Below are 24010 nucleotides of genomic sequence, written 5' to 3'. Positions count from 1 at the left end.
GCGGCTTACCTAATGGCTGACCTTCAGCCAGCCAGAGCGCGATTTCCCATGCCGACCCTTCAGCTTGCCGACCGCACCGTCATCCAGATCAGCGGGGCTGACGCCGAGCATTTCCTGCAGAATCTCCTGACTACTGACCTCGACCAGCTTGCACCGGGCGAGGTCAAGCCGGGCGCCCTGCTGACGCCGCAAGGCAAGATCCTGTTCGACTTCCTGATCTCGCGAGACGCGAATGCCGACTTTCGGCTCGACTGCCGCGCCGATGTCGCGGAGGATTTCAGGCGTAGGCTGATGCTCTACAAGCTTCGCGCCAAGGTCGAGATTTCCTCGCCAGATCAAGCGCTTGTTTCCGTTTCGTGGGACGATGATTCCGGTTCTTCACAATCCGATTCACCTGCCGCCGAAAACGATTCGGGCTGGCTCGCCGATCGCCGATTCCCTGCCGATGCCGGCGTTTGTCGGCGGTACGGGGCAAGTGGACCTCACCTCCCGGCCGACACGTGGACGCACCTGCGCATCGCCCACGGCATTGCCGAAAGCGGGTCCGACTACGCGCTCTCCGACGCCTTCCCGCACGATGTGCTGCTCGACGAAACCGGCGGCGTCGGGTTCAAGAAGGGCTGCTATGTCGGGCAGGAAGTGGTTTCGCGCATGCAGCATCGGGGCACAGCGCGCCGCCGCGTCATGATCGTAAAGGGTGCGCAAGACCTTCCCGCCACCGGCACCGACATCCGCGCGAACGACCGCGCGATCGGATCGCTCGGAAGCGCGGTGGGGCTGGATGGCGTCGCCATCGTGCGCATCGATAGGGTGAAGGATGCGCTGGACGCCGGGCAGGAAATCACCGCCGGTGACGTTCCCGTCACGCTCTCCATACCCGGCTGGGCAGTCTACAAGCTGCCTGAAGACAAGTCCGGCACGGAGCAGGAGTGATGGCCGACAAGGCATCCGCGCCGCCGCGTGCTTGGCAGCGCATGCTGTCGGGCCGCAGGCTGGACTTGCTCGATCCCTCGCCGCTGGATGTCGAGATCACCGACATTGCGCACGGCCTTGCGCGCGTGGCGCGCTGGAACGGTCAGACCCATGGCGACCACGCTTTTTCGGTGGCGCAACATTCGATGCTGGTGGAGGAGATTTTCCTGCGCCTCGTGCCGGCCTGCGAGCCAGACGAGCGGCTCGCCGCGCTCCTCCACGATGCACCCGAATACGTCATAGGCGACATGATATCACCGTTCAAATCCGTGGTGGGCGGAGGCTACAAGGAGGTGGAGAAGCGGCTGCAGCGCGCCATCCATCTGCGCTTCTCGCTGCCGGCCGACCTGCCGGAAAAGCTGAAGAAGACCATCAAGCGCGCCGATCAGATCGCCGCATGGTTCGAGGCGACACGTCTTGCCGGCTTTTCCGAAGCGGAAGCGGCGCGGTTCTTCGGCCGGCCGCGTGGTTTTTCCGCCCACGGGTTGACGCTGGAGCCCGGAGCCGCGAAGACGGTACAGGATGCCTTTGCCGCGCGCTTCGCGGCCATCGAGACCCTGCGCGGTCGATAGCAGGCATCGCTTTGCCGCGAGACGGGGCAACCTCCTCCGTCCTCGCCCATTTGTTTTCAGGGGATACCTGAGCGGACAGAGGAAAGCATGGACGAACTTCAGATCAGAACCGCCGAGATGGTGGACGCCGGACAGGCCGCCATTCAGCAGGCCAGCCAGCTCGCCGTCACTTATTCCTTCTCATTCATCGGCGCGATCATCCTGCTTGTCGCAGGCTATATCGTGTCCAACGTCGTCGAGCGGTCGATTTATGCGGGGCTGGGCCGGTTCCGCGGCTTCGATGAGACGCTGCGGAAGTTCTTTTCCAAGGTCGCGCGCTACGCATTGCTAGTACTCGTTGGCGTCACCGTGCTGGCACAGTTCGGCGTGCAGACCGCCAGCATCATCGCGGCACTGGGTGCAGTCGGCCTCGCAATCGGCCTCGCCCTGCAGGGCACACTGCAGAACATCGCCGCCGGCATCATGCTTCTGGCGCTGCGCCCATTCCGCGTCGGCGAGTATATCGACACCGGCAACGTCGCAGGCACCATCCAGGAGATCGGCCTGTTTGCTACCGAGCTGAAAACCTATGACGGCATCTACGTGCTGTCGCCCAACAGCCAGCTCTGGAACACACCCGTCAAGAATTTCAGTCGCAACACGATGCGAATGGTCGAGTTCGTCGTCGGCATCGCCTATGAAGACGACATCGACCTTGCGCAGAAGACGATCCGCGACCTCATTGCAAGCGACGAGCGCGTTCTGGCAGATCCGGCACCAGCCGTATTTGTCGATTCGCTGGCCGACAGCTCTGTCAATCTCAAGGTCCGTTTCTGGACCGCGACGTCGAACTGGTGGGGCAGCAAACTGGAACTGACCAAGGCTACCAAGCTGGCCATCGAAGCAGCGGGGCTCACCATCCCCTACCCCCAAAGCGAGGTCCGCTATATCCCGCAAGGGACCGCGTTGCCGCAGCAGACGGAGCGCGAGCAGAGTTAGGACGCAGGTTGTTGTGTGATAGGGTCGGACCATGAACAGAGCCTTTGTTGCCGCAGCGCTTGGCCTTGGTCTTTGGTCCGGCACGTTGACAGTGGCGCACGCCGCCTGTCCGGCGCGGGTGACGATTTCCTATGGCGACACGCTCTCGTCCATCGCGCGTGCCTGCGGCATCAGCGTCGAGACGCTGCGCAGCGCCAACCCCGGCCTGCGCGCCGACAGCTTGCAGGCTGGCGCAGCCATAGCGGTGCCGCGTCCGCCCCTGCCCTCTACGCAGCTTCGTGTCGGACGCCCCAGCGTGCAAGTCGTGCCGCCGCTGGTCTACCCGTCCGTGGGTGGCAGCTCGTCGACGGTTATCCTGCCGCCGGAGCCGATACCGGTTCCGCAGCAGCACATCCTGCGCGGTTTCGGCGACAAGCCGGGCCAGTTGCCGCTGCCACCGGGCCACGAAAGCCCGTTCAACTGACACGGCAAGCCCGCCGATTGTTCAAGCCTCAACAGAATTGAAGCGATAATCGTTTCTATTTATTTCCGCGCGATCCGGTTTTGGACTAGCTTGCCCCTCCAGTTTCCGGGGATTCTTCGCATGAGCCAGTCCGTTTCCGCCAAGTCCGGTGCGCCGAGCCTGCCGTGGCTCATCATCATATGCGGCTGCCTCATCGCGGCTCTCACCTTCGGGCCGCGTTCGGCGATGGGTTTCTTCCAGCTGCCGATGCTGGCCGAAAAGGGCTGGGACCGCACGACTTTCGGCCTTGCCATGGCGATACAGAACCTTGCCTGGGGCATCGGCACACCGATCTTCGGCGCGCTGGCCGACAAGTACGGCACGTGGCGCGTGCTTGCCCTGTCGGGCGTCATGTATGCCGCCGGCCTCGTGATGATGGCGATGGCGACGTCCGCCACCATGCTGCATATCGGCGGCGGACTGCTGGTGGGCCTCGGCGTTGCCTCCGGCTCGTTCGGCATCGTGCTTGCGGCCTTTGCTCGCAACGTCGCGCCCGAGCAGCGCAGCTTCGTCTTCGGGCTCGGCACGGCGGCCGGCTCGGCCGGCATGTTCCTGTTCGCACCGCTGAGCCAGGGCCTGATCTCGGCCTATGGATGGTATGACACGTTGGTCGTGATGAGCGTGATGATGCTCATCATTCCCGTGCTTGCGGCCCCGCTGCGCGGCAACTCGTCGAGCGGGTCGGCACAGCAGGCCGTGTTCCAGCAGACGGCGGGCGAGGCCCTGCGGGAGGCGCTGGCGCACCGCAGCTACATATTGCTGTTTTCGGGCTTCTTCGTCTGCGGCTTTCAGGTCGCCTTCATCACCGCGCATTTCCCTGCCTACATCTCGGATATCGGGATTGAGGCCCGCTACGCGGTCATCGCGCTGGCGCTGATCGGCTTCTTCAACATCATCGGCTCGCTTTCGGCGGGCTATATCGGCCAGCGCTATTCCAAGCCGATGTTCCTGGTGTGGATTTATCTCGGCCGCTCGGTGCTGGTGACGGCCTTCCTGCTGCTGCCGCAGACACCGGCGACCGTCATCACCTTCTCGATCATCATGGGGCTGCTGTGGCTCTCCACGGTGCCGCCTACCAATTCGCTTGTTGCGATCATGTTCGGCACCAGGCATCTGGGCATGCTGGGCGGGGTCGTCTTCTTCTCGCACCAGATCGGCTCGTTCCTCGGCGTCTGGCTGGGCGGATATCTCTACGACGCTTTCGGCACCTACGATCCGGTGTGGTGGCTGGGCGTGCTGCTGGGCCTGTTCGCCGCGATCGTGCACTGGCCGATCCAGGAAAAGCCGGTGGACCGGCCGACGCTGGCAGCTGCGGAGTAAGATCTTCGCGCTGCCCTCAGCGCGGCGCGAGGTTTGCCAAGGGAAAGATCGAGCAGGTTTCCGTGCCGAAGGCCAGCAGCCTCCCGTTGGCATCCGTCAGACGCGCTTCGGAGACGGCCAGCGTCCTCCCCTTGTGAACCACCTTGCCCTCGCAGGCGACGATGCCTGTCTGCGGCGTGATCGGCCGGGTGTAGTTGATCTTCATCTCGGCGGTCGAATAGGCTTCGCCCTTGCCCAGCAACGTGTGGATGCAGCAGCCAAGCGCAGAGTCCATGATGGTGGCGGCCCAGCCACCGTGCACACCGCCCAGAGGGTTCAGGTGCCGCTCGCTGGCAAGCCCCTTGAAAACCGCCCTGCCCTCGCCGATCTCGACCAGCGCGAAGTTCATCCGGGCGGCAATGGAGGGAGCCGGATAGTCACCGTCGATGACGCGCTGAAGCAGTTCCAGTCCGGTAAACTCGCCGATATCCGCGTGCGGGATCGCCCCCAATCCAAGCCTTGCGACGTGGCCGGGGAATAGTTCGACTGCGCTCATGCGGCGTGCTCTCCATTGTCTTGGGATGATAGATGCTTGCGCAGCGCCGCAAGGAAGCCCGCGCGGGCCTCCGGCGCATCCATGCCGCGCGGTTCGTAGACGTGGCGCGCAAAGAAGAACCCCGTCAGCCGGAAGGCGTCTTCCATCGACGCGAGATCGGCGCGAAGGCCCGAGCCACGCCTGAGGAAGGCCGGTAACGCGAGCATCCGGTCCGCCCACGGAGCGCCGGCCTCGCGGCTTACAGCCCGGCCCGATTTGGGCGACACATAGACGAGGTCTTCGCGCGCGTTGGTCGCCGCGCATCGTGTGAGGTCGAGGCCGAAACCCAGTTCGTCCAGCACCAGCAGCTCGAAGCGCACGATGAGTTCGCCCGCGGCAGCGGGATCTTCGAGATGGGCCAGTAGCAGATTGAGCGTCTCGTAAAGGTTTGCGTGCGGGTCGCGCTCGGGCAGCAGGCGCAGATGCGCAGCCAGTGTCTGGAGGCCATAGACCGCGCAGGCGCTATCGAAGAGCCTTGCCGCGTGCGACTCCAGCCCCTCGACCTGATAGAGCCCCAGATGCTCGTCCAGCCGTGCGCGCCAGATCAGATCGACGCGGTTGCCTGGCTGGAGCAGCGGTTGCATCCGCCGCGAGCGGCCGCCGCGCACCATTCCGAGGTGCCGGCCGTGGGCGCGCGTCATCACCTCGAGGATGGCGCTGCTTTCGCCGTGCTTCCTCGTACCGAGAATGATTCCCTCGTCGCGCCATTCCATGCAGCGGAGCCTTCCACCAAGGTGCGGCGGAATTCAAGCGCCATGGCGCATCCTCTTGCCAACTCAAATTCTCTGACTAAAGTCAGAGAATGGATATCTATCAATCACAACGCGTTCGCAGCTTCAACCGCCGCGTCACCCTACGCACAGGTCTGCTCGACGGCAGCTATCTGGGTCGCGGCCGGCCGTTAGGGCAGGCGCGGCTGCTGTTTGAAATCGGACCGCACGGCGCCGACCTCAGCGCCCTGCGCGACCGGCTGAGCCTCGATTCGGGCTATATGAGCCGGCTCCTGAAATCCCTTGCCTCACAGGGTCTCGTCGCGATCGAGGACGATCCGGAGGACCGCCGCCGCCGGCGTTTGACACTGACCCCGCGAGGGTTCGAGGAATGGCATGCCTACGATCGGATGTCGGACGAATTTGCCTATTCCCTCCTGCAACCACTATCGGATGCGCAGAGGCAACGGCTTGTTTCCGCGATGGCGGAGGTCGAAACGCTGATGGCAGCCGCCTCGGTCTCCATCGCACCGGAGTCCGCCGACAGCCAAGACGCTCGCGTCTGCGTGGAAGCATATTTCCGGGAACTGTCGGAGCGTTTCGAAGAAGGCTTTGACCCTGACAATGGCGGCTATGCCGGTACGCCTACGCCGGACGACGAAAGCATGTTCCTCGTCGCGCGGCTGGATGGCTTAGCGGTCGGCTGCGGCATGCTGAAGAAGCTCGACACCGAGACCGCCGAGATCAAGCGTATGTGGGTCTCACCTGATGCACGCGGGCTCGGCATCGCCCGGCGGCTACTCGAGTCGCTGGAGACTTTGGCAGCGGGCAGCAATGTTCAGCGCATCCGCCTCGATACCAACCGCAGTCTTGGCGAGGCACAAGCGCTCTATGGCAAGGCCGGCTACGAGGCAATTGAGCGCTACAACGATAACCCCTACGCCGATTTCTGGTTCGAGAAAGTGCTCGAAACCCGGAAAACCTAGCGCGGAAATTCCAGCCCCATCTCGCGGTAGCGTTCGGGATCGTTGACCCAGTTTTCGCGCACCTTGACGAACAGGAAAAGGTGGACCGGCTGTTCCAGCATCTCGCCGATTTCCTTGCGGGCGGCCTGCCCTATCGCGCGGATCGTCTCGCCCTTGTGGCCGAGCACGATCTTCTTCTGGCTGTCGCGCTCGACATAGATGACCTGTTCGATGCGGACCGAACCGTCCTTCTTTTCCTCCCACTTCTCGGTTTCGACGTGAGAGGAGTAAGGCAGTTCCTGATGCAGGCGCAGATAGAGCTTTTCGCGCGTCACCTCCGCCGCCAGCTGGCGCATCGGCAGGTCGGAAATCTGGTCCTCGGGATAGTACCAAGGCCCTTCGGGCAGGCGTTGCGCAAGGAAGTCGAGCAAATCCTTGCAGCCGGAGCCGGTCAACGCTGAAATCATGAAGGTGCGCTCGAACTCGGCGCGGCCGTTGGCGTCCTGCGTCAGCTTGAGCAGGTTTTCCGGCTTCACCCGGTCCACCTTGTTGAGCACCAATAGCTTCGGCTGGCGCACATTCGCCAGGTTTTCGAGGATCGCCTCGGCATCGCCCCTTATGCCGCGCTCGGCGTCGATCAGCACCACGACGATGTCGGCGTCCTTCGCTCCGCCCCACGCGGTGGTCACCATCGCCTCGTCCAGCCTGCGGCGCGGCTTGAAGATGCCTGGGGTGTCCACCAACACGATCTGCGCGTTGTCATGCGTGGCGATGCCTCGCACCACGGCTCGCGTCGTCTGCACCTTGTGGGTGACGATGGAGACCTTCGCGCCTACAAGCTGGTTCACCAGAGTGGATTTGCCCGCATTGGGAGCGCCGATCAGCGCGACGAAGCCGGAACGCGTCTGCGGTGTGTCCATGGTTTCTTCGGTCATGCGCCCGCTTCCTCGTGCCATACACCTTCACGCGCCAATATGGCCGCGGCCGCTGCCTGCTCGGCCTCGCGCTTGGAGCGGCCGCAGCCGGTTGCCGGCGCCAGCCCTGCTATGCGCACGGAAACCTCGAAGATGGGATCATGATCCGGTCCTTCGCGCTTGTCGATCACATAGAGCGGCGAGGCTTTCGCCACCTGATGTGCCCATTCCTGAAGTTCCGTCTTGGCGTCGCGCCGCGCCGCCGTCGGCGCTTTCGAGCGGCCGTCCCAGTGGCGGCGGATGAAGCTTCGTGCCGTTTCCAGCCCGCCTTCGAGATAGACCGCCGCTATGACGGCCTCCATCACGTCGGCACGGAGGTTGACGCGCTTCCGTCCGGTGAGCGTGCGCAGTTCGCTGCCGGCGAGGATGAGGTCGGAAAGGCCCAACTCGTCGGCGATCTCGGCCAGCGTCTCGGCGTTCACCAGCGCGTTCAGCCGCAGCGAAAGCTCGCCTTCCGGTGCGCGCGGGTGCGCCTCGAACACCATCTGAGCGACAACCAGCCCGAGCACCCGGTCGCCGAGGAACTCGAGGCGCTGGTAGTCGCTGCCCTGCGCGCCCTTGGCGCTGGCATGGGTCAACGCGCGGCGCAGCAGGCCCACATCGGCAAATGCGTGCCCGGTGATCGCCTCAATCGCGGCAACCAACTCCGGCCCGTTCCTGGGTTTCGCGGCCATCACGCCATGACCGTTTCTACCTGACCATCGAGAAGATGCGCGAGGGCCGCATTTCGCTAGGCCACCGCCACACCTCCAGCGGGCTCGCGCCGCCGGCGATGGAGAAGAAGATGATGTTGGCGCGACCGACCAGATGGTCCTCCGGCACGAAGCCGACGTTGAAGCGGCTGTCGGTCGAGTTGTCGCGGTTGTCGCCCATCATGAAATAGTGGCCGGCGGGCACCACGAACTCACGGGTGTTGTCGCCGATGCCGTCGGGCGTGAGGTCGAGCGTGTCGTAGGAGACGCCGTTGGGCAGCGTTTCGCGCCACACTTCCACCGGGCGGTTCATCTCGGTGATGTCGGGATTGTCGATCTCGCCCACCTTGTCGCGCTGCACGGGCTCGCCATTGATGTAGAGCTGGCCGTTGCGCATCTGCACCGTGTCGCCCGGCAGGCCGATCACGCGCTTGATGTAGTCGAGCGAGGGGTTCGGCGGAAACTTGAACACCGCGACGTCGCCGCGCTCCGGCGCGCTGCCGAACAGGCGGCCTTCGAACACATTGGGCGAAAACGGCAGCGAGTGCTTCGAATAGCCGTAGGCCCATTTGGTGACGAACAGGTAGTCGCCTTCGAGCAGCGTCGGCCGCATCGAACCCGACGGGATGGAGAACGGCTGGAACAGGAAGGTCCGGATCACCAGCGCAAGCAGCAGCGCCTGCACGATGACGCTGACGGTTTCGCCAAGTCCGCCGGATTTCTTCTGCGATTTATCGGCCACGCTCATGTAGTCCTCTGTTCGGTTGGCCCCTCATAGCCGCTTGAGCGGCACCGGGCAACGCATAGACGCTCAGGCCAAAGGCCGCGCCTCGATGATGACGAAGGCCTGCGCCAGCGGGAAGTCGTCGGTAATGGTGACGTGCACGAAGGCCTCGTGTCCGGCGGGCAGCATTTCGGCCAGCCTTTTTGCCGCGCCGCCCGTCAGTTCCATGGTCGGCTTGCCGCCTGGCAGGTTGACCACGCCCATGTCGCGCCAGAACACGCCCCGCGAAAAGCCGGTGCCCAGCGCCTTGGAACATGCCTCCTTGGCGGCGAAGCGCTTTGCGTAGGAGGCCGCGCGCTCCTTGCGGCGCTCGGATTTCTGCTGCTCGATCTCGGTGAAAACGCGCGCGACAAAGCGTTCCGGGTGCCTCTCCAGCGTCTTTTCGATGCGCCTGATGTCGATAAGGTCGCTGCCGATCCCGATAATCATGAGCCTGCCTCTCAGCCGTTGACGCGCTTGGCGTCGCTGACGCTGGAGTTATCCTTGAGCTGCGAGATCAGCCGGTTCAGATGCTTGAGGTCCCACACTTCCAGGTCGAAGACCATCTCGGTGAAGTCAGGCGCGGTCTGCACCATCGAAAGCGTGTGGATGTTTGCGTCGTTGGCGGCGATCGTCTGCGCGATCGAGGCAAGCGACCCCGGCTCGTTGATGGCGGTGACGGAGACGCGGGCGGGAAAGCGCTCCTTCATGTCTTCGTCGATGTCCCAGCGCACGTCGATCCAGCGCTCCGGCTGGTCGTCGAAGGCCGTCAGCGACGGCGACTGGATCGGATAGATGGTGATGCCCGAACCCGGCTGCATGATGCCGACGATGCGGTCGCCCGGCACCGCGCCCTCGGGCGCAAACGAAACCGGCAGGTCGCCGCGCACGCCGCGGATCGGCACCGCGCCGCCCTTGCCCGTGTCCCCGGTCTTGCGGCTCTTGCGCGAAGACGACATGCCGGGAATCTGGAACAGCATGCCCGCCGCGTTGCGCAGGTTGAACCACCCCTCCTCGCGCGGCTTGGGCGACTGGGCGACGCGATCTTCCTTGTGCTCGGGAAACACCGCCTTGAGTACGTCGGGAGACGAAAGCTCGCCACGCCCCACGGCCGCCAGCACGTCTTCAACCTCCTTGCGCGCCAGCCGGTGCAGCACGGGCTTGATCTGCTCCTTCGAGAACGTCTTGCCGGCGCGCTCGAAGGCGCGTTCGAGAATGCATGTGCCTAGCCCGGTATACTGCTTGCGGATCGCGTTGCGCGTGGCACGGCGGATCGCGGAGCGCGCCTTGCCGGTCACTACGATGGATTCCCAGGCAGCAGGCGGCACCTGCGCCTTCGACCTGATGATCTCGACCTCGTCGCCGTTCTTCAGCTCGGTCATCAGCGGCATGATGCGGCCGTTGACCTTGGCGCCCACGCAGGTGTCGCCGACATCCGTGTGGACCGCATAGGCGAAGTCGATGGGGGTAGCCCCGCGCGGCAGCGCGATCAGACGGCCCTTGGGCGTGAAGGCGAAGACCTGGTCCTGGAACAGCTCCAGCTTGGTGTTTTCCAGGAACTCTTCGGGGTTGTCGCCTTCCGCGAGCGCCTCGATGGTCTGGCGCAGCCATGCATAGGCGTTGGTGTCCTTGGAGATGGCATGGCCCGCGCCGTTAGGCTTGTTGCCATGGTCCTTGTAGATCGAATGGGCGGCGACGCCGTATTCGGCAACAGCGTCCATGGCCTGCGTGCGTATCTGCAGTTCGACGCGCTGGCGCGACGGGCCGACGATGGTGGTGTGGATCGACCGGTAGTCGTTCTGCTTCGGCGTCGAGATATAATCCTTGAAGCGGCCAGGCACCATCGACCACTTGACGTGGATGGCGCCCAGCGCCCGATAGCAATCTTCGAGATTGGCAAGGATGACGCGAAACCCGATGAGGTCGGAAAGCTGCTCGAACGAGATGGCCTTGGTTTCCATCTTGCGGAAGACAGACCACGGCTTCTTGCGGCGGCTTTTCACCTCCGCATAGAGCGCGTGTTCCACGAACAGCTCGGAAAGCGCCTGCTCGATCTCGCCGACGACCCCCTTGTTGCGCTCGAAAAACTCGGCCAGCCTCTCCGTGACGGCCTTGTGCGCCTCGGGGTTGATGTAGCGGAAGGCAAGCTCCTCCAGTTCCTCGCGCATGTCCTGCATGCCCATGCGGCCGGCCAGCGGCGCATAGATGTCCATCGTCTCCTCGGCGATGCGCAGCCGCTTGTCGGGGCGCATGTGGTCGAGGGTTCGCATGTTGTGGAGGCGGTCGGCCAGCTTGACCAGCAGCACGCGCACGTCGTCGGAGATCGCCAGCAGCAGCTTGCGCAGGTTTTCCGCCTGCTCGGCCTTCTTGGAGACGAGATCGAGCTTCTTGAGCTTGGTCAGCCCCTCGACAAGCTTGCCCATGTCGGGGCCGAAAAGCGTATCGATCTCCTGCCTCGTGGCGCTGGTGTCCTCTATCGTGTCGTGGAGGAGCGCGACCGCAATCGTCGCCTCGTCCATGCGCATGTCGGTGAGGATGGCGGCGACTTCCAGCGGATGCGAGAAATAGGGATCGCCCGATGCCCGCTTCTGGTGGCCATGCTTCTGCATGGCATAGACGTAGGCCTTGTTGAGCAGCGCCTCGTTGACGTCAGGCTTGTAGCGCTGAACGCGCTCGACAAGCTCGTACTGACGCATCATGGGCGGAAATCCTGTCGCTCAAACGAAGACATGCGCCGCGCGGGCTCGCGGGCGCATGTTTCTAGATAGACACGATTCGACGGCCGATAAAGTGGCTGCCGATGGTCCAGCAATCAGAAATCGTCGCTTTTTTCCGGTGCGACCAAGCCTTCGATGCCGGCGAGCAGGTCTTCTTCCGTCATCCGGTCGAATGCGATGTTGTCGTCGTCGCCTTCGGCTTCGGCAGCAACGGCAGGCGCGGACGCATCGGTAAGCTCGGGTGCATCGACAGCTTCCGGCTCATCGACCTCTACATGCTTCTGCAGCGAGTGGATCAGGTCTTCCTTCAGATCGCCGGGCGCAAGCGTCTCGTCGGCGATCTCGCGAAGCGCCACCACCGGGTTCTTGTCGTTGTCGCGGTCGACGGTGATCTGCGCGCCCTGCGAGATCTGGCGGGCGCGGTGTCCGGCAAGCAGAACCAGCTCGAAGCGGTTCTCGACCTTGTCGATGCAATCCTCAACGGTAACGCGGGCCATTCATTGCCCCTTTCATTGGTGGAATTGTCGGAGAGTTTGGCTGGTCCTTATCGCGAACCGCGCCGAAAAACAAGCATCATGCGCATGGGCGCGCATGATGCCGCCAAAACGCCGATGGGAACGCCCTACTGCCTGTTTTTCGCCAGCCAGTCCTTGAGGAAGGCGATCTCACCTTCCTGTGCGGCGATGATCTCCTCGGACAGCCTGGTCAGTTCCGCATCGTCCTCGCCGCTTTCCAGATAGGCTTTCGCCATGTCGATCGCGCTCTGATGGTGGGGGATCATCATCAGCGCGAAATCGACGCCCGGCTTGCCGGTGAGTTCCATGCCGGCCATGCCGTCATGCATGCTCTTCATAGCCTGCATATAGGAGTGGGATGCGCCTCCATCTCCCATATGGCCGCCATGGCCCATCTGGGCCTGCGCGGGAAACAGCGCCACGCCGGCGGTAAGACCGGCAGCGCCGACAAGCGAAAGGAAACGGATCATTGCAACCTCCTTCGGTCCGTGAAGGATGATGTCGTGCACCTTCCAGCCGCTGAAAGGTCAAGCAGGACATGCGCGAGTAGCGATCGTTCTCAAAATCGTGAACGAAACCCCGAGAGAATATCCGGCCCGGCCTTGGAATGGATACGACGCAGCGTTATCTCAATTTATTGCAGCCGGACAGCATTGGTGATTTCGCATCGCGTAGCTGCCTGCAGAGTTTTTTCGACGCCGCTTATTGCCGAACAGGGATATTTGAGAATGTTCGACCCACGCGAAAAGATCGCGCTTTTCATCGACGGAGCCAATCTCTACGCAACCTCCCGCTCCCTCGGTTTCGACATCGACTATCGAAAACTTCTGGCCAGCTTCCAGAAACGCGGCTATCTCCTGCGCGCCTATTACTACACGGCGCTGGTGGAAGATCAGGAATACTCGTCCATCCGTCCGCTTATCGACTGGCTCGACTACAACGGCTACAAGGTCGTGACCAAGCCGGCCAAGGAATTCACCGACTCGACCGGCCGCCGCAAGATCAAGGGCAACATGGATATCGAGCTCACCGTCGATGCTCTCGAGCTTGCCGACGTCGTCGATCACTACGTCATATTCTCGGGCGACGGCGATTTCCGCACCCTGGTCGAAGCCTTGCAGCGCAAGGGCCGCAAGGTCTCCATCGTCTCGACCATGAGTTCTCAGCCGCCGATGATTTCCGACGACCTTCGCCGCCAGGCCGACCACTTCATCGACCTCGTGTCGTTGAGGAACGACATCGGGCGCGATCCGAGCGAGCGCCCTGCGCGGCGCGTCGATCCCGAACCGGAATACGACGAAGACGATTTGTGATGACGCTGCCTTTGGCCGGCCTTTCGGAGCCGTCGCGCGACTGCGCGCTGTGCCCTCGCCTCCACGACTTCATCGCGCTCTGGCGCTCGAAAGAGCCGCAATGGTTCAACGCACCGGTGCCGACCTTCGCTTCCCGTGACGGCGACGAGAGCGTGCGGTTCCTGATCGTCGGGCTTGCGCCGGGCCTGCGCGGGGCCAACCGAACCGGCCGCCCGTTCACCGGCGACTATGCAGGCGACCTCCTCTATTCCACGCTCTCGCGCTTCGGCTTTTCGAGCGGCGAGTTCAAGGCGCGGCCGGACGACGGCGTCCAACTGATCGAGACGGCGCTGACCAACGCGGTGCGCTGCGTGCCGCCCGAAAACAAGCCGGTCGGCGCGGAGATCGCCACCTGTCGCAACTTCCTCACGCCGACGATCAACCGCTTCCCCAACCTGCGGGCCATCCTCGCGCTCGGCACGATCGCACATCAGTCTACGGTTCGCGCGCTTGGCCAGCGCGTGGCGGAATATCCGTTCGGCCATGGCGCAGCGAAGGACGCGGGCGCGGTAAGGCTGTTTTCCAGCTATCACTGCTCGCGCTACAACACCAACACCGGACGACTGACGGAGGAAATGTTCGTCAGCGTTTTCGCGGATATACGCGAATTTCTGGACCATGAACGGTAGACCCTTTCGGGCCAGCGGAAGACGTTTCGCCTAGCCTATCGGATGCCTGCAATTCCCTTGCCGAGAATGCTCACCCCGAGCATCGCGAAGACTATCGCCATAATAAGGTTGCTGTTGCGCAAAAGGAATCCCTTCAGATTTTCGATGCGGGCATCTGCTTTTTCGCCGCCGACCCCATGGGCCGCGACAATGGCGATGATCGGGGCCGAAGCCAGCAGCACAAACACGATCGACACCACTGCGATCTGCAGCACCGACGGGTTCAAATAGGCCAGCGACGTCATAGCGGCGACGACCAGCGCAAGAATTTTAGGGTTACCCAGCGCCATCGACGCGCCCACTGCCAGCGCCCGAGCATGGCTGGCCTCCCCGATGGCGGCAAGCCATTTCGGCGGCTGCGGCTCGGTTTCATGCGCCGGATGCTTCCAGTAGAGGCGGACCGCCATCCACACCAGCACGAGGCCCAAGGCGATTTGCAGCCAGTGAACGAACGGCGTCGGCGTTCGGCCGCTTTCTCCAAGCTGGTCAACAAGCAGGATCGCGGCAACCGTCACCGCGGTCAAACCAGCAAGCCAGCCGGTCAGAAAGGCCCAGCCGCCTGTGCTGGCGTGACGCCTGCCCAGCACCACCACGACACCCACCAGTTGGATAGGTGTGAGCGCGACGGCCAGAATTGCGGGCAGCATCGCCCCAATCGCATCCGACAGCATGCAGTGGCCCTCAGATGATCGAAGGGATAGTGAGGTCGTGCCAGAATTGAGTCAATCGTCCATACGGTGGCGCCCGGACCCGACCAGCATAGATATCGCGACGTCTTCTTGCCCGACAAGAAGACAGTGACGAGACGGCCAGCCGCCGCCCCCTCGCGCCTATCCGTGCGCCTTGAGCAGCCGGCCCTTTTCGCGGGCCCAGTCGCGCTGTTTTTCCGTCTCGCGCTTGTCGTGCAGCTTCTTGCCGCGCGCGACGGCCAGCAACAGCTTGGCGCGGCCGCGATCGTTGAAGTAGATCTTGAGAGGCACCATGGTCATGCCCTCGCGGTCCACCGCCTGCGCCAGCCTCGCCATCTCCTTCTTGTTGAGAAGCAGCTTGCGCCTGCGGCGGGGCTCGTGGTTGAAGCGGTTTCCCTGAAGATATTCCGGCAGGTATGAATTTATCAGCCAGATTTCCCCACCCTCGGCCGAAGCGTAGGATTCCTGGATGTTGGCCTGCCCTTCGCGCAGCGACTTCACCTCGGTGCCGGTCAGCACCAGCCCCGCCTCATAGGTGTCCACCACCTCATAGGCGAAGCGCGCCTTGCGGTTCTCGGCGACGGTCTTGCCGTTATTTGTCTTGCTATCCTTGGCCATGGTGTACGCACATATAGGACAACGCGCCTCGCGATTGAAGGCGTCGTCCTATCCGCTTCGAATTGTTCAGTTAAGCAGTCCGGCGTGGATGAGAGCCGCGTCGATTCGTTCGGCCGTCGAACTCTCGACAGTCACGAGCGGAGAGCGGACGTGATTCTCGATCCGGCCCAGGCGCGAAAGCGCATATTTGGTGCCTGAAACGCCGGGCTCGATGAAGAGCGCCTTGTGCAGCGGCATCAACCTGTCTTGCAACTCAAGCGCCGCATCCCTGTCGCCCGCCAGCGTGGCGGCCTGAAACGTCGCGCAGAGCCTGGGAGCGACGTTCGACGTGACCGAGATTGCGCCAACGCCGCCATGGGCATTGAAGCCCAGCGCCGATGCGTCCTCGCCGGACAGCTGGATGAAATCCTTGCCGCAGGTGATGCGCTGCTCCGAGACGCGCTCGATCTTGCCGGTCGCGTCCTTCACGCCGACGATGTTGGAAAACTCGCCGGCCAGCCGGCCCATCGTCTCCGGCGTCATGTCGATGACCGAACGCGGCGGAATGTTGTAGATGATGATAGGCAGCGAGATGGCCCGCGCGATTGTGGAAAAATGAGCATAGAGGCCGCGCTGCGTCGGCTTGTTGTAGTACGGCGTGACGACCAGCACCGCATCCGCGCCGACCTTCTCGGCATGACGCGCGAGTTCTACGGCTTCGGCCGTGTTGTTGGAGCCCGCCCCGGCGACCACCGGCACGCGCCCGGCCGCCACCTCGACGCACAGTTCGACGACCTCGCGGTGCTCGGCATGCGACAGCGTCGGGGACTCGCCTGTCGTGCCGACGGGCACCAGACCGTTCGTGCCTTCCTCGATCTGCCATTCCACAAGGCGTCTGAAGGCGTCTTTGTCCAGCGCGCCATCCCGCGTGAACGGCGTGACGAGCGCGGTCATTGACCCTCTGAACATGATGTGGACTCCCGGATGCCTTGCAGGCGACGTGGATTGATTGGCCCGCGCCGGCTTCCGGCGCGGATGTGAGCGGCGCACCATAGTCTTGACACTTGCAGGCGGCAAGATGGTCGCGAATCTGGCTCTTCGAATAGGCAGCGGGTGCGCTAACCATTCGTTAACCGCATTTTCACCCGTGCCCTCCAGACTAGTCGGATGCCCGTTCAAAATCATCCACCCGTCCACAACAGGGATCGCAATTTGATGGCAGGCAGAACCCACACGACGCTGGCGTGCCTCACCCTGATACTGGCAGCCGGCTCCGCACAGGCGCAGACCGCCTTGCCCGAGATCGGCCCCCTGCCCTTCAGCCGTCCCGGCGCGACGCCGGGTGCAGCCGCCATCGACAAGCTGACCACCACAGGTTCTGTCTCCGCCTACACCGCTCCGCGCATGGCATCCGACCTCATGGCCACCGGCAGCGTGGCGCAGCTGAAGAACGGCCTCGATGCGCTTGCCGGCGGTGACCTGCGCGAGGCGCGTCGCGTGCGCGACGGCCTGTCGAAGAATTCTCTGGATCGTCAGATCCTCACATGGGCGATCGCCGTTTCGGGCGGCGGGGACGTGTCCAGTAACGAGATTTTCGCTGCCACCGATGCGCTCACCGGCTGGCCGGGCATGGCGACACTGCAGGCGAACGCGGAGCGCGCGCTGCTGCGCGAAAATCCCGGCCCGCGCGATGTCATCGAAAAATTCAGCGACAACGCGCCCGAAACCGTCCAGGGCGCGATCCTGCTTGCCCGCGCCAACCTTGCGCTCGGCCATGTCGCCGAGGCGCGCGCGGCTCTGTCTCCCTTCTGGCGCACGCAGAGGATGGAAGCGTCCGAGGAACAGGCCATCATTCGCGAGTTCGGCGGCACGCTGACGAAGGCCGACCACCGCTTTCGCATGGAGCGCATGCTTTACGCCGACCGCATCGCCTCGGCCGAACGGGTTGCGGGGCTGGCGGACGCACGCGAGTTGGCGAAGGCCTTTGCGGCCGTGACCCGCAACGAGAAGAACGCGGCCAAACTGCTCGATGCCGTGCCGGCCGCGCAGCGCAGCGCCGCGTTCACCTTCGCGCAGGCGCGGCACCTGCGCCGTACCGAAAAATACCGGCAGGCCGCTGCCACCATGCTCAAGGCGCCCACCGACGCCGCCTCGCTGGTGGACCCCGACGCCGCCTCGCTGGTGGACCCCGACGCCTGGTGGATCGAAAGGCGCGTGCTGTCACGCGAGATGCTCGACATCGGCGACCCCGCCACTGCCTACAGGCTGGCCGCCGCACACGCTGCCGAAAGCCCCGTTCACGCGGTGGACGCCGAGTTTCATGCCGGCTGGTACGCGTTTCGCGGGCTGGGCGACGTCGAGAACGGCGCGAAGCACTTCGCCCGCATTGCCGAGATCGCCGACGGGCCGATCTCGCTGTCGCGCGCACACTATTGGCTCGGCCGTACGGCGGAAGCCGGTGGGCCAGGCGAAGCGCGTGCGCATTTCGAGCGCGCGGCAAGCTACGGCACCGCATTCTACGGCCAGTTGGCGGCGGCAAAGCTCGGCCGCACGACGATCCCCACCAGCTTTCCCGCGCCCAGCGATGCCGACCGCCGCGCATTCGAGGCCCGGCAGGCGGTGCAGGCGATTCGCAAGCTGGAACAGGCCGGCCATGCCCGGCGTGCCGACAGCCTCTATCGCGCGCTGGCGCAGGAACTGACCAGTACCGGCGAGTTGGCGATGCTGGCCAATATGGCCGAGCGGCAGGACAACAATCATTTCCTCGCCCTGCGCGTGGGCAAATGGGCGGCCGCGCGCGGTCTCGACGTCGGAGCGCTTGCGCACCCCGTCGGCGCGATCCCGGCCAGCGCCAATATCAGCGGCGCGGGCAAGGCCCTCGCCTACGCGATCGCGCGGCAGGAAAGCGAGTTCAACGTGTCTGCAAGGTCGGGCGCGGGCGCGCTCGGGCTGCTACAGCTTCTGCCGGGTACGGCTAGGGAGATGGCGCGGAAGGCCGGCCTCGGCTACTCGCAGGGCAAACTGACCACCGATGCCGGCTACAATGCGACGCTGGGTGCGCAATATCTGGATGAGCAACTCGCCCGCTTTTCGGGCTCCTACGTGCTGACCTTTGCCGGCTACAATGCCGGCCCGCGCCGCGCGCAGCAGTGGGTGGAGCGCTATGGCGACCCGCGCGGCAAGGACATCGACACCATCGTAGACTGGATCGAGCGCATCCCGTTTCACGAGACGCGCGGCTATGTGCAGCGCGTGATGGAAAACTACCAGGTCTACAAGATGCGGCTTTCCGGCCGCATGGACATAGCAGCCGACCTGACCGGCGGTCGTCAGCGCTGAGCGTTTCAGGACATTGTTAGAATAGGCGCGTCCTGCCATCCGGCGCATTCTCCTCGCCTGTTCTGGTCAACGTCGCATCGACAGGCGATCGAGGCATGGCCAAAAAGCGCTACCGCGAGCGAGGAGCTGATTGCCGCACGATGAGGCGCGTGTGTCGCAGGCGGCCTCATCATCAGTCGCTTGAGTATCGCAGCTCAAAAAGCAAAGAGCCCGGCAGTTTCCTGCCGGGCTCTTCGTCGTTCAGGCCGTCAGCTTATTAGAAGCTGCGGTCGAAACGGACAGTCGCGCGCCATGCATCGTCCGTGCCCAGCACGGTGTCGATCTTGCCGTACTGCACTTCCGGACGGATGCGCAGGCCAGCAACCGGGGTCCAGTCGAGACCACCGGTCAGCTCCCAGGCGTGATCCACGCCGATAGCGCCGTGCTCGGCGTCGAACCACTGGAACGCACCGGCGATTGCCAGCGTGTCGGTGACCTTTGCCTTGGCGTAAACGAGGGCCGAGAACTCCGACGAGGTCAGGACACGGCCGAAGATGCCGCTATTGATCGCGTAGATGTTCTGGTGGCTGGTGGCAATAGCCGGATTGTAGACAGCACCATTGCCGCTCGAATAGAACAGGTGACCGCCGACGGTGAACGCGCCGAAGTTGCCGTTGGCAACCAGCTTTGCGCCCCACTCTTCAGCCAGCGTGTCGTAGCCAGCGATGGCGCCGACATTGCCCCAGCCCTGCGCGAAGTTCACGCCACCTTCGACGCCGACGTCGAACTTGTTGTTGCCGGCGATTTCCACGAGAGCTGCGACAGCCGAGAAGCCGTTGCCGCCATTGTAGGTGTAGGACAGTTCGCCCGAGTTGTAGAAGCCGTACGAGGCGTCAAACGGACCGAAGGGCGAGCCGTAGCCGAGGAAGCGGGCGTACGGAGTATCGCTCTTACCGAGGCGGACGGTGCCGTTGGCCTGCTGCAGCTCGATGAAGCCCTGGTTCAGGTAGACATTGTCGCGACCAGTTACGGGCTGCGAGTTCCAGTCGAAGCGGCCTTCTGCGTACGAACGGAGCGTGCCCCACTCGGTCTCGCTGCGCGCATCAACGTTCAGCTGGAAGCGCGAGAACTTGCCGAAGGTGTACTCGCCGCCATCAGCGTAGTCCGTGTAGCGCATTTCGTAGCGGAGGTAGCCGCCGATGCGCAGGCAGGTCTCGGTGCCCGGGATGTAGAAGAAACCAGCGCCGTAGACGTCGCAGATGCGAACGTATTCCATCGGCTCCGGCTCGGCGATGATGATCGCGTCAGCGGCGCGAGCACCGGTTGCAGCAACAGCAGCCACTGCGGAGCCGAGAAGCAGGCTCTTAATGTTCATTTTCTGACCTCCAGTCAAAAGTTAAAAAACGGGTCTGGGTTTTTTTTGCTGAAGGACAGCGTTCCCTGCCCCATCCCCAATTCTCGAAAAAGACGCGAATGCACGCCCCTTCTTCGAGCATGACAATACGCAACGGTTCGCCGCGTTCAACTGCGTTCCCTGCTTCCCGGACGTTAGCGACACGCTATCCAGAATTCATGTTGCACAAATGCCACGATTTAGACGATCGGGTAAGGATGTCTTAACGGTTGAGGCGTGCCGGACGGCCCCAGCGAGCCCCTGACAGTCGGAATCGGCACCGGAATCACCGGCATCGGTGGCCCGAATCCGTCCTGCGGCTTGCACGAGTGATTCCAGCGCCCATTCAGGCACGGCCTTCCCGGCCCGCAGGTGCATGCCGATGCCGCTTCAGAGCCCCGGCCGATACGCTTGGGTGCGTCATTCGGCATCGCGCGCTTTTTTCACGCGGAGCCAACGCGCTTGTTGATTAGAGGAACGGTTTTCTTTATCCAGCACGCGACGGAGAGGTGGCCGAGTGGTCGAAGGCGCTCCCCTGCTAAGGGAGTAGGGCTCAAAAGGCTCTCGTGGGTTCGAATCCCATCCTCTCCGCCATCCCTTTAGCCCACCAGGTTGAATCAGCTCCCTGCCCGTTCAGGCCAACGATATTCCGGATAGGCCTCGGGCCCGTCCGCCTTCAACCGGATATCTGGCGGGGCTTATCAAGACGTCTAAGCATTCGCTTCATCGCGCCTACCAGTTTGCGACTGTTCCGTCGGCTAGTGTCGCATGGAGGGAGAGGATTATTTCCTGCTCGAAGGGATGCTTTTCGGCGACTGCTTCGTCGATCTCAATTCCCAGTCCGGGATGCCGCGGTATCTGCCAGGAGCCGTCCGTCAACTGAAGCGGGTAAAGCGAACACACTTCCTCGAACCATGGAACGACGCCGACGATCTCCTCCTGGATGACGAAGTTCGGTGTCGCAGCGTCGAACTGCAGCGCCACGGCCCCTGCGACCGGCCCCATGGGATTGTGGGGGGCCACGCCCATATTCGCGGCTTCCGCTATGGCGGCGATCCTGCGTCCACCCGAAAATCCCCCGCAGTGGGCCAGGTCGGGCTGGATGTAGGTCACGGCCCGGGATTCCGCGAGGTCGGCATATTCGCGCGGCGTGAGCAGGCGTTCACCGGTCGCCAGCGGCACCTGTACACGCCGGGCAAGATCGGCCATCGCACGCACATCGCCTGGCGGGATCGGCTCTTCGACAAAGAGCGGCTTGATCGGGGCAATCGCATCTATGTACGCCTTGGCTGCGTCGATCGATTGGGGTCGGCCGTGGAAGTCCGTCATGATCTCGACCGTCCAGCCCAGACGTTCGCGCACGGCTTCGGCGAGCTTTTCGACGTGCAGCACGGATTGAAGCGGGGCGTCATATCCGGTGTACGGGACGAACCCCAACTTGATCGCGTCATAGCCCATCTCGACGGTTTCCTGCGCCGCATCGCAGAAGGCGCCGATGTCGTCAGTGGACGCAGGCCCGCCGGCGCCGCGCTTGAGGTGCGTGTACACGCGCACCTTGTCTCGCACCTGGCCCCCGAGAAGCTCCCATACGGGGACGCCAAGAGCCTTCCCCTTGATGTCCCATAGCGCCTGCTCGATCCCCGAAGCCGCGGTCATGCCGATGATGCCGAGCGGCCAGAAGCTCATTCGATTCATGCGGGCCATGACATGCTCGATCCGCATCGGGTCTTGTCCCACGACGATGGGCGCGAGATCCTCCACCGTCGAGACCACGGCCCGCGTCTTCCATTCCAGCGTGGCCTCGCCCCAGCCGTACAGGCCCGGCTGATCGGTAAGAACCTTGACGAATATCCAGTTGCGGTAGAGGGCGTTCACGACGACCGTTTGGATGCCGGTGATCTTCAAGGTAACCTCGATCAGGGATTTAGGAGCTCTGGGAGCCAGGTGGAGAGTTCAGGGACGAGGCAGAGGATCGCCACGGCGATGAGCTCGGCCGCAAGGAACGGGGCGAGCGCGCGCAGGAGCGGCGTCATGCGAATGTCGCCGACACGCATGATGACGAAAAGGACCACGCCCACAGGTGGCGTGAGCAGACCGATCGCCAGGCTGAGCATCACGACCATGCTGATTTGAAGGGGGTCGATTCCCAGCGCATATGCGGCCGGCATGATGAGCGGCACGAAGATGAGGATCGCCGCCCCGATGTCGAGGAACGTGCCGAGAACCAGCATCAGCCCCATGATCGCAAACAGGAACAGAACCGGCTGGTCCTCGAACAGGAGCGCAGCTCCTCGAACCCATCCCGCTATCCCCAGCAAGTTGAGCGCGTACGACAGGACCGTCGCGGCGGCGACGAGAAGATAGATCGTCGCGGAGATGCGAGCGGCATTCACGAATGCCTGCCAAAGGCCGCGCATATCGAGTTTGCGGAACACGACGACCGCGAGAAAGATCGCATACGCGACCGCGATGCCGCCACCCTCAGTGGCGGTATATGCCCCCGCAAGCATTCCGCCGATTATTATGAGCGGCAGGGTGGCGACCGCAACGCCCTCGATCATCATCCGCCATCCCAGGCCGCTGCCAAAGCTCCTTCGGGGCCTCGGCAGGTGCCCGCGAAAGGCGTCGATCGCGATGACGGCGCAGCAAGCCACCCCGAGCAGCAGCCCCGGCACCACACCGGCCAGGAACAGGTCGATGACCGACAGGCCGGATACGGCCGCCAGCAGAATTGCGAGACCGGACGGGGGAATGATCGGTCCGATGATGGATGAGGCTGCCGTTACCGCGGCGGAATAAGGTTTGGTGTAACCTTCCTTCGGCATCTCCTCCATGAAGACACGCCCGAGCGCGGCGGCATCAGCCACCGCGGAACCCGAAATCCCGGCAAACATGACCGAGGTCCCGACGTTGGCGTAGGCGGTTCCACCGCGAAACCAGCGCGTCGCGCCCGAGGCGATAGCGATCAACCTCGTCGTGATGCCGCCCTGGTTCATGATCTCTGCAGCCAGGATGTAGAAGGGCACCGCCAGGAAGACGAAGCTGTCGACACCCGTGAAGAGGCGTGTCGTCACGATGGAGAAGGGAATGCCTGCGATCCAGATGCCGACCAATCCGGCCAGTCCCAGGGCAAAGGCAACCGGAACACCAATGAACAGAAGGCCCAGGCCGACCAGGGCGACCAGAATCATGATGCACCTTCCCGGTCGTCTGTAGTTTGATCAGGCTCGAAGCCGACGACCCACGAAAGCGCGATCTGGACCAGCATCAGCGCGGCGCCGACCGGCAATGCCATGTAAGGGTAGATCATCGGTATCCCCGATGCGGGCGCAACCTGGGCGGCATTGCGCAGCGCCAGAGGCCAGCCATAAACGAGCACAAAGACGCAGAAGATCGCGGCGACGGTATAGAGCGCCGACTTTACCAGCCGCGCCTTGGCCGGATCGACGCGGGTTTCCAGCGTCTCGACGGCCATATGCTCGGCACGAAAGATGCAGGCGACCGAACCCAGCATCATGAGCCAGATCATCAGGTAGCGCATGAGTTCTTCGGTCCAGTTGAAGCCGGTGCTGAAGACGTAACGCCCTATGACCTGCGTCAGATTCAGGCAGGTCACGACGACCAGCAGCATAGTGGCCGCGACCTCTGTCGTGCGGGCGAGCGTTCTCGCCGCTCTCTTTGCGAAATTGTTTGCCATGATTTCGCGCCGGCGGCGGCTGGCTGGTCGGCCAGCCGCCTG

At 63.5% G+C, this 24010-nt stretch carries 25 protein-coding genes and 1 tRNA gene; 10 read left to right on the top strand and 16 right to left on the bottom strand.

Annotation, left to right across the window (positions count from 1 at the left end; all coding sequences use genetic code 11):
- Positions 1-48: 48 nt before the first annotated feature.
- The 5 genes from ygfZ to FY036_RS09730 all read left to right on the top strand — a co-directional run bounded on the left by ygfZ (position 49) and on the right by FY036_RS09730 (position 4344).
- Positions 49-933, top strand: a complete 885-nt coding sequence (gene ygfZ, locus FY036_RS09750) for a CAF17-like 4Fe-4S cluster assembly/insertion protein YgfZ (protein WP_148914540.1) — start codon at positions 49-51, stop codon at positions 931-933.
- Complete coding sequence (locus FY036_RS09745; RefSeq protein ID WP_407941153.1) at positions 933-1544, top strand: YfbR-like 5'-deoxynucleotidase; 612 nt, start codon at positions 933-935, stop codon at positions 1542-1544. Before ygfZ ends, FY036_RS09745 begins: the two co-directional genes overlap by 1 nt.
- 87 nt (positions 1545-1631) lie before the next feature.
- Entirely contained in the window at positions 1632-2522 is an 891-nt protein-coding gene (locus FY036_RS09740; RefSeq protein ID WP_148914538.1) for a mechanosensitive ion channel family protein, read from the top strand.
- Positions 2523-2553: 31 nt separating this feature from the next.
- A complete protein-coding gene (locus tag FY036_RS09735; protein WP_148914537.1) occupies positions 2554-2985 on the top strand; it encodes a LysM peptidoglycan-binding domain-containing protein in 432 nt (143 codons plus the stop codon).
- A gap of 120 nt (positions 2986-3105) precedes the next feature.
- On the top strand, positions 3106-4344 hold the full coding sequence (locus FY036_RS09730; RefSeq protein WP_148914536.1) for an MFS transporter: 1239 nt from the start codon (positions 3106-3108) through the stop codon (positions 4342-4344).
- 16 nt (positions 4345-4360) lie between these two features.
- On the opposite strand, the gene FY036_RS09725 is transcribed toward FY036_RS09730, so the two are convergent.
- Complete coding sequence (locus FY036_RS09725; protein ID WP_148914535.1) at positions 4361-4879, bottom strand: PaaI family thioesterase; 519 nt, start codon at positions 4877-4879, stop codon at positions 4361-4363.
- Positions 4876-5631 carry a DNA repair protein RecO gene (gene recO / locus FY036_RS09720; protein WP_148914534.1) on the bottom strand — a complete coding sequence of 252 codons (756 nt, stop codon included), beginning with the start codon at positions 5629-5631 and terminating at the stop codon, positions 4876-4878. The genes FY036_RS09725 and recO overlap by 4 nt, the downstream gene beginning before the upstream one ends.
- Positions 5632-5720: 89 nt before the next feature.
- Here recO and FY036_RS09715 point away from each other — a divergent pair, with 89 nt between their 5' ends.
- A complete protein-coding gene (locus FY036_RS09715; protein ID WP_148914533.1) occupies positions 5721-6614 on the top strand; it encodes a bifunctional helix-turn-helix transcriptional regulator/GNAT family N-acetyltransferase in 894 nt (297 codons plus the stop codon).
- Here FY036_RS09715 and era read toward each other — a convergent pair.
- The 7 genes from era to FY036_RS09680 all read right to left on the bottom strand — a co-directional run bounded on the left by era (position 6611) and on the right by FY036_RS09680 (position 12724).
- Complete coding sequence (gene era / locus FY036_RS09710; RefSeq protein WP_148914532.1) at positions 6611-7549, bottom strand: GTPase Era; 939 nt, start codon at positions 7547-7549, stop codon at positions 6611-6613. The two genes, FY036_RS09715 and era, sit on opposite strands and share 4 nt — an antisense overlap.
- A complete protein-coding gene (gene rnc, locus FY036_RS09705; protein WP_148914531.1) occupies positions 7525-8241 on the bottom strand; it encodes a ribonuclease III in 717 nt (238 codons plus the stop codon). Before rnc ends, era begins: the two co-directional genes overlap by 25 nt.
- A gap of 16 nt (positions 8242-8257) precedes the next feature.
- A complete protein-coding gene (lepB, locus tag FY036_RS09700; protein ID WP_148914530.1) occupies positions 8258-9007 on the bottom strand; it encodes a signal peptidase I in 750 nt (249 codons plus the stop codon).
- A 63-nt stretch (positions 9008-9070) separates the two neighbouring features.
- Entirely contained in the window at positions 9071-9472 is a 402-nt protein-coding gene (gene acpS / locus FY036_RS09695; protein ID WP_148914529.1) for a holo-ACP synthase, read from the bottom strand.
- 11 nt (positions 9473-9483) lie between these two features.
- Complete coding sequence (locus FY036_RS09690; protein WP_148914528.1) at positions 9484-11721, bottom strand: RelA/SpoT family protein; 2238 nt, start codon at positions 11719-11721, stop codon at positions 9484-9486.
- Positions 11722-11834: 113 nt separating this feature from the next.
- A complete protein-coding gene (gene rpoZ / locus FY036_RS09685; protein WP_148914527.1) occupies positions 11835-12236 on the bottom strand; it encodes a DNA-directed RNA polymerase subunit omega in 402 nt (133 codons plus the stop codon).
- Between the two features lie 125 nt (positions 12237-12361).
- A complete protein-coding gene (locus FY036_RS09680) occupies positions 12362-12724 on the bottom strand; it encodes a DUF305 domain-containing protein (protein WP_148914526.1) in 363 nt (120 codons plus the stop codon).
- A 258-nt stretch (positions 12725-12982) separates the two neighbouring features.
- Between FY036_RS09680 and FY036_RS09675 the strand changes: the two genes are divergently transcribed.
- Complete coding sequence (locus tag FY036_RS09675) at positions 12983-13567, top strand: LabA-like NYN domain-containing protein (RefSeq protein ID WP_148914525.1); 585 nt, start codon at positions 12983-12985, stop codon at positions 13565-13567.
- Complete coding sequence (locus FY036_RS09670; RefSeq protein ID WP_148914524.1) at positions 13567-14235, top strand: uracil-DNA glycosylase; 669 nt, start codon at positions 13567-13569, stop codon at positions 14233-14235. Before FY036_RS09675 ends, FY036_RS09670 begins: the two co-directional genes overlap by 1 nt.
- 35 nt (positions 14236-14270) lie before the next feature.
- Here the strand turns inward: FY036_RS09670 and FY036_RS09665 are convergent, their stop codons facing one another.
- From FY036_RS09665 to dapA, 3 genes are all read right to left on the bottom strand, one after another.
- Positions 14271-14945, bottom strand: coding sequence for a GAP family protein (locus FY036_RS09665; RefSeq protein WP_148914523.1), 675 nt, complete (start codon positions 14943-14945; stop codon positions 14271-14273).
- A 159-nt stretch (positions 14946-15104) separates the two neighbouring features.
- Positions 15105-15581 (bottom strand): SsrA-binding protein SmpB, encoded by a 477-nt coding sequence (smpB, locus tag FY036_RS09660; protein ID WP_148914522.1) that lies wholly within the window; start codon positions 15579-15581, stop codon positions 15105-15107.
- A 66-nt stretch (positions 15582-15647) separates the two neighbouring features.
- Positions 15648-16529 (bottom strand): 4-hydroxy-tetrahydrodipicolinate synthase, encoded by an 882-nt coding sequence (dapA, locus tag FY036_RS09655; RefSeq protein WP_148914521.1) that lies wholly within the window; start codon positions 16527-16529, stop codon positions 15648-15650.
- Positions 16530-16775: 246 nt separating this feature from the next.
- Here dapA and FY036_RS09650 point away from each other — a divergent pair, with 246 nt between their 5' ends.
- Positions 16776-18899 carry a lytic transglycosylase domain-containing protein gene (locus tag FY036_RS09650; RefSeq protein ID WP_148914520.1) on the top strand — a complete coding sequence of 708 codons (2124 nt, stop codon included), beginning with the start codon at positions 16776-16778 and terminating at the stop codon, positions 18897-18899.
- Positions 18900-19155: 256 nt separating this feature from the next.
- Here FY036_RS09650 and FY036_RS09645 read toward each other — a convergent pair whose 3' ends face one another.
- Positions 19156-20253, bottom strand: coding sequence for a porin (locus FY036_RS09645; RefSeq protein ID WP_148914519.1), 1098 nt, complete (start codon positions 20251-20253; stop codon positions 19156-19158).
- Positions 20254-20774: 521 nt separating this feature from the next.
- On the opposite strand from FY036_RS09645, the gene FY036_RS09640 reads away from it, so the two are divergent.
- Positions 20775-20865: transfer RNA gene (locus FY036_RS09640), tRNA-Ser, on the top strand.
- 138 nt (positions 20866-21003) lie between these two features.
- Here the strand turns inward: FY036_RS09640 and dgoD are convergent.
- Genes dgoD through FY036_RS09625 form a run of 3 tightly spaced genes read right to left on the bottom strand, consistent with a single transcriptional unit; the run spans position 21004 to position 23968 of the window.
- A complete protein-coding gene (gene dgoD, locus FY036_RS09635; RefSeq protein ID WP_148914518.1) occupies positions 21004-22176 on the bottom strand; it encodes a galactonate dehydratase in 1173 nt (390 codons plus the stop codon).
- Positions 22177-22187: 11 nt separating this feature from the next.
- A complete protein-coding gene (locus FY036_RS09630; RefSeq protein WP_148914517.1) occupies positions 22188-23462 on the bottom strand; it encodes a TRAP transporter large permease in 1275 nt (424 codons plus the stop codon).
- A complete protein-coding gene (locus FY036_RS09625; RefSeq protein ID WP_201744735.1) occupies positions 23459-23968 on the bottom strand; it encodes a TRAP transporter small permease in 510 nt (169 codons plus the stop codon). Before FY036_RS09625 ends, FY036_RS09630 begins: the two co-directional genes overlap by 4 nt.
- Between the last annotated feature and the right edge of the window lie 42 nt (positions 23969-24010).

The organism is Neoaquamicrobium microcysteis, assembly GCF_008180155.1.
Classification (GTDB): Bacteria; Pseudomonadota; Alphaproteobacteria; order Rhizobiales; family Rhizobiaceae; genus Aerobium; species Aerobium microcysteis.
The sequence above is the reverse complement of the archived record's forward strand: the minus strand, read 5'-3'. Positions and strand labels throughout refer to the sequence as shown.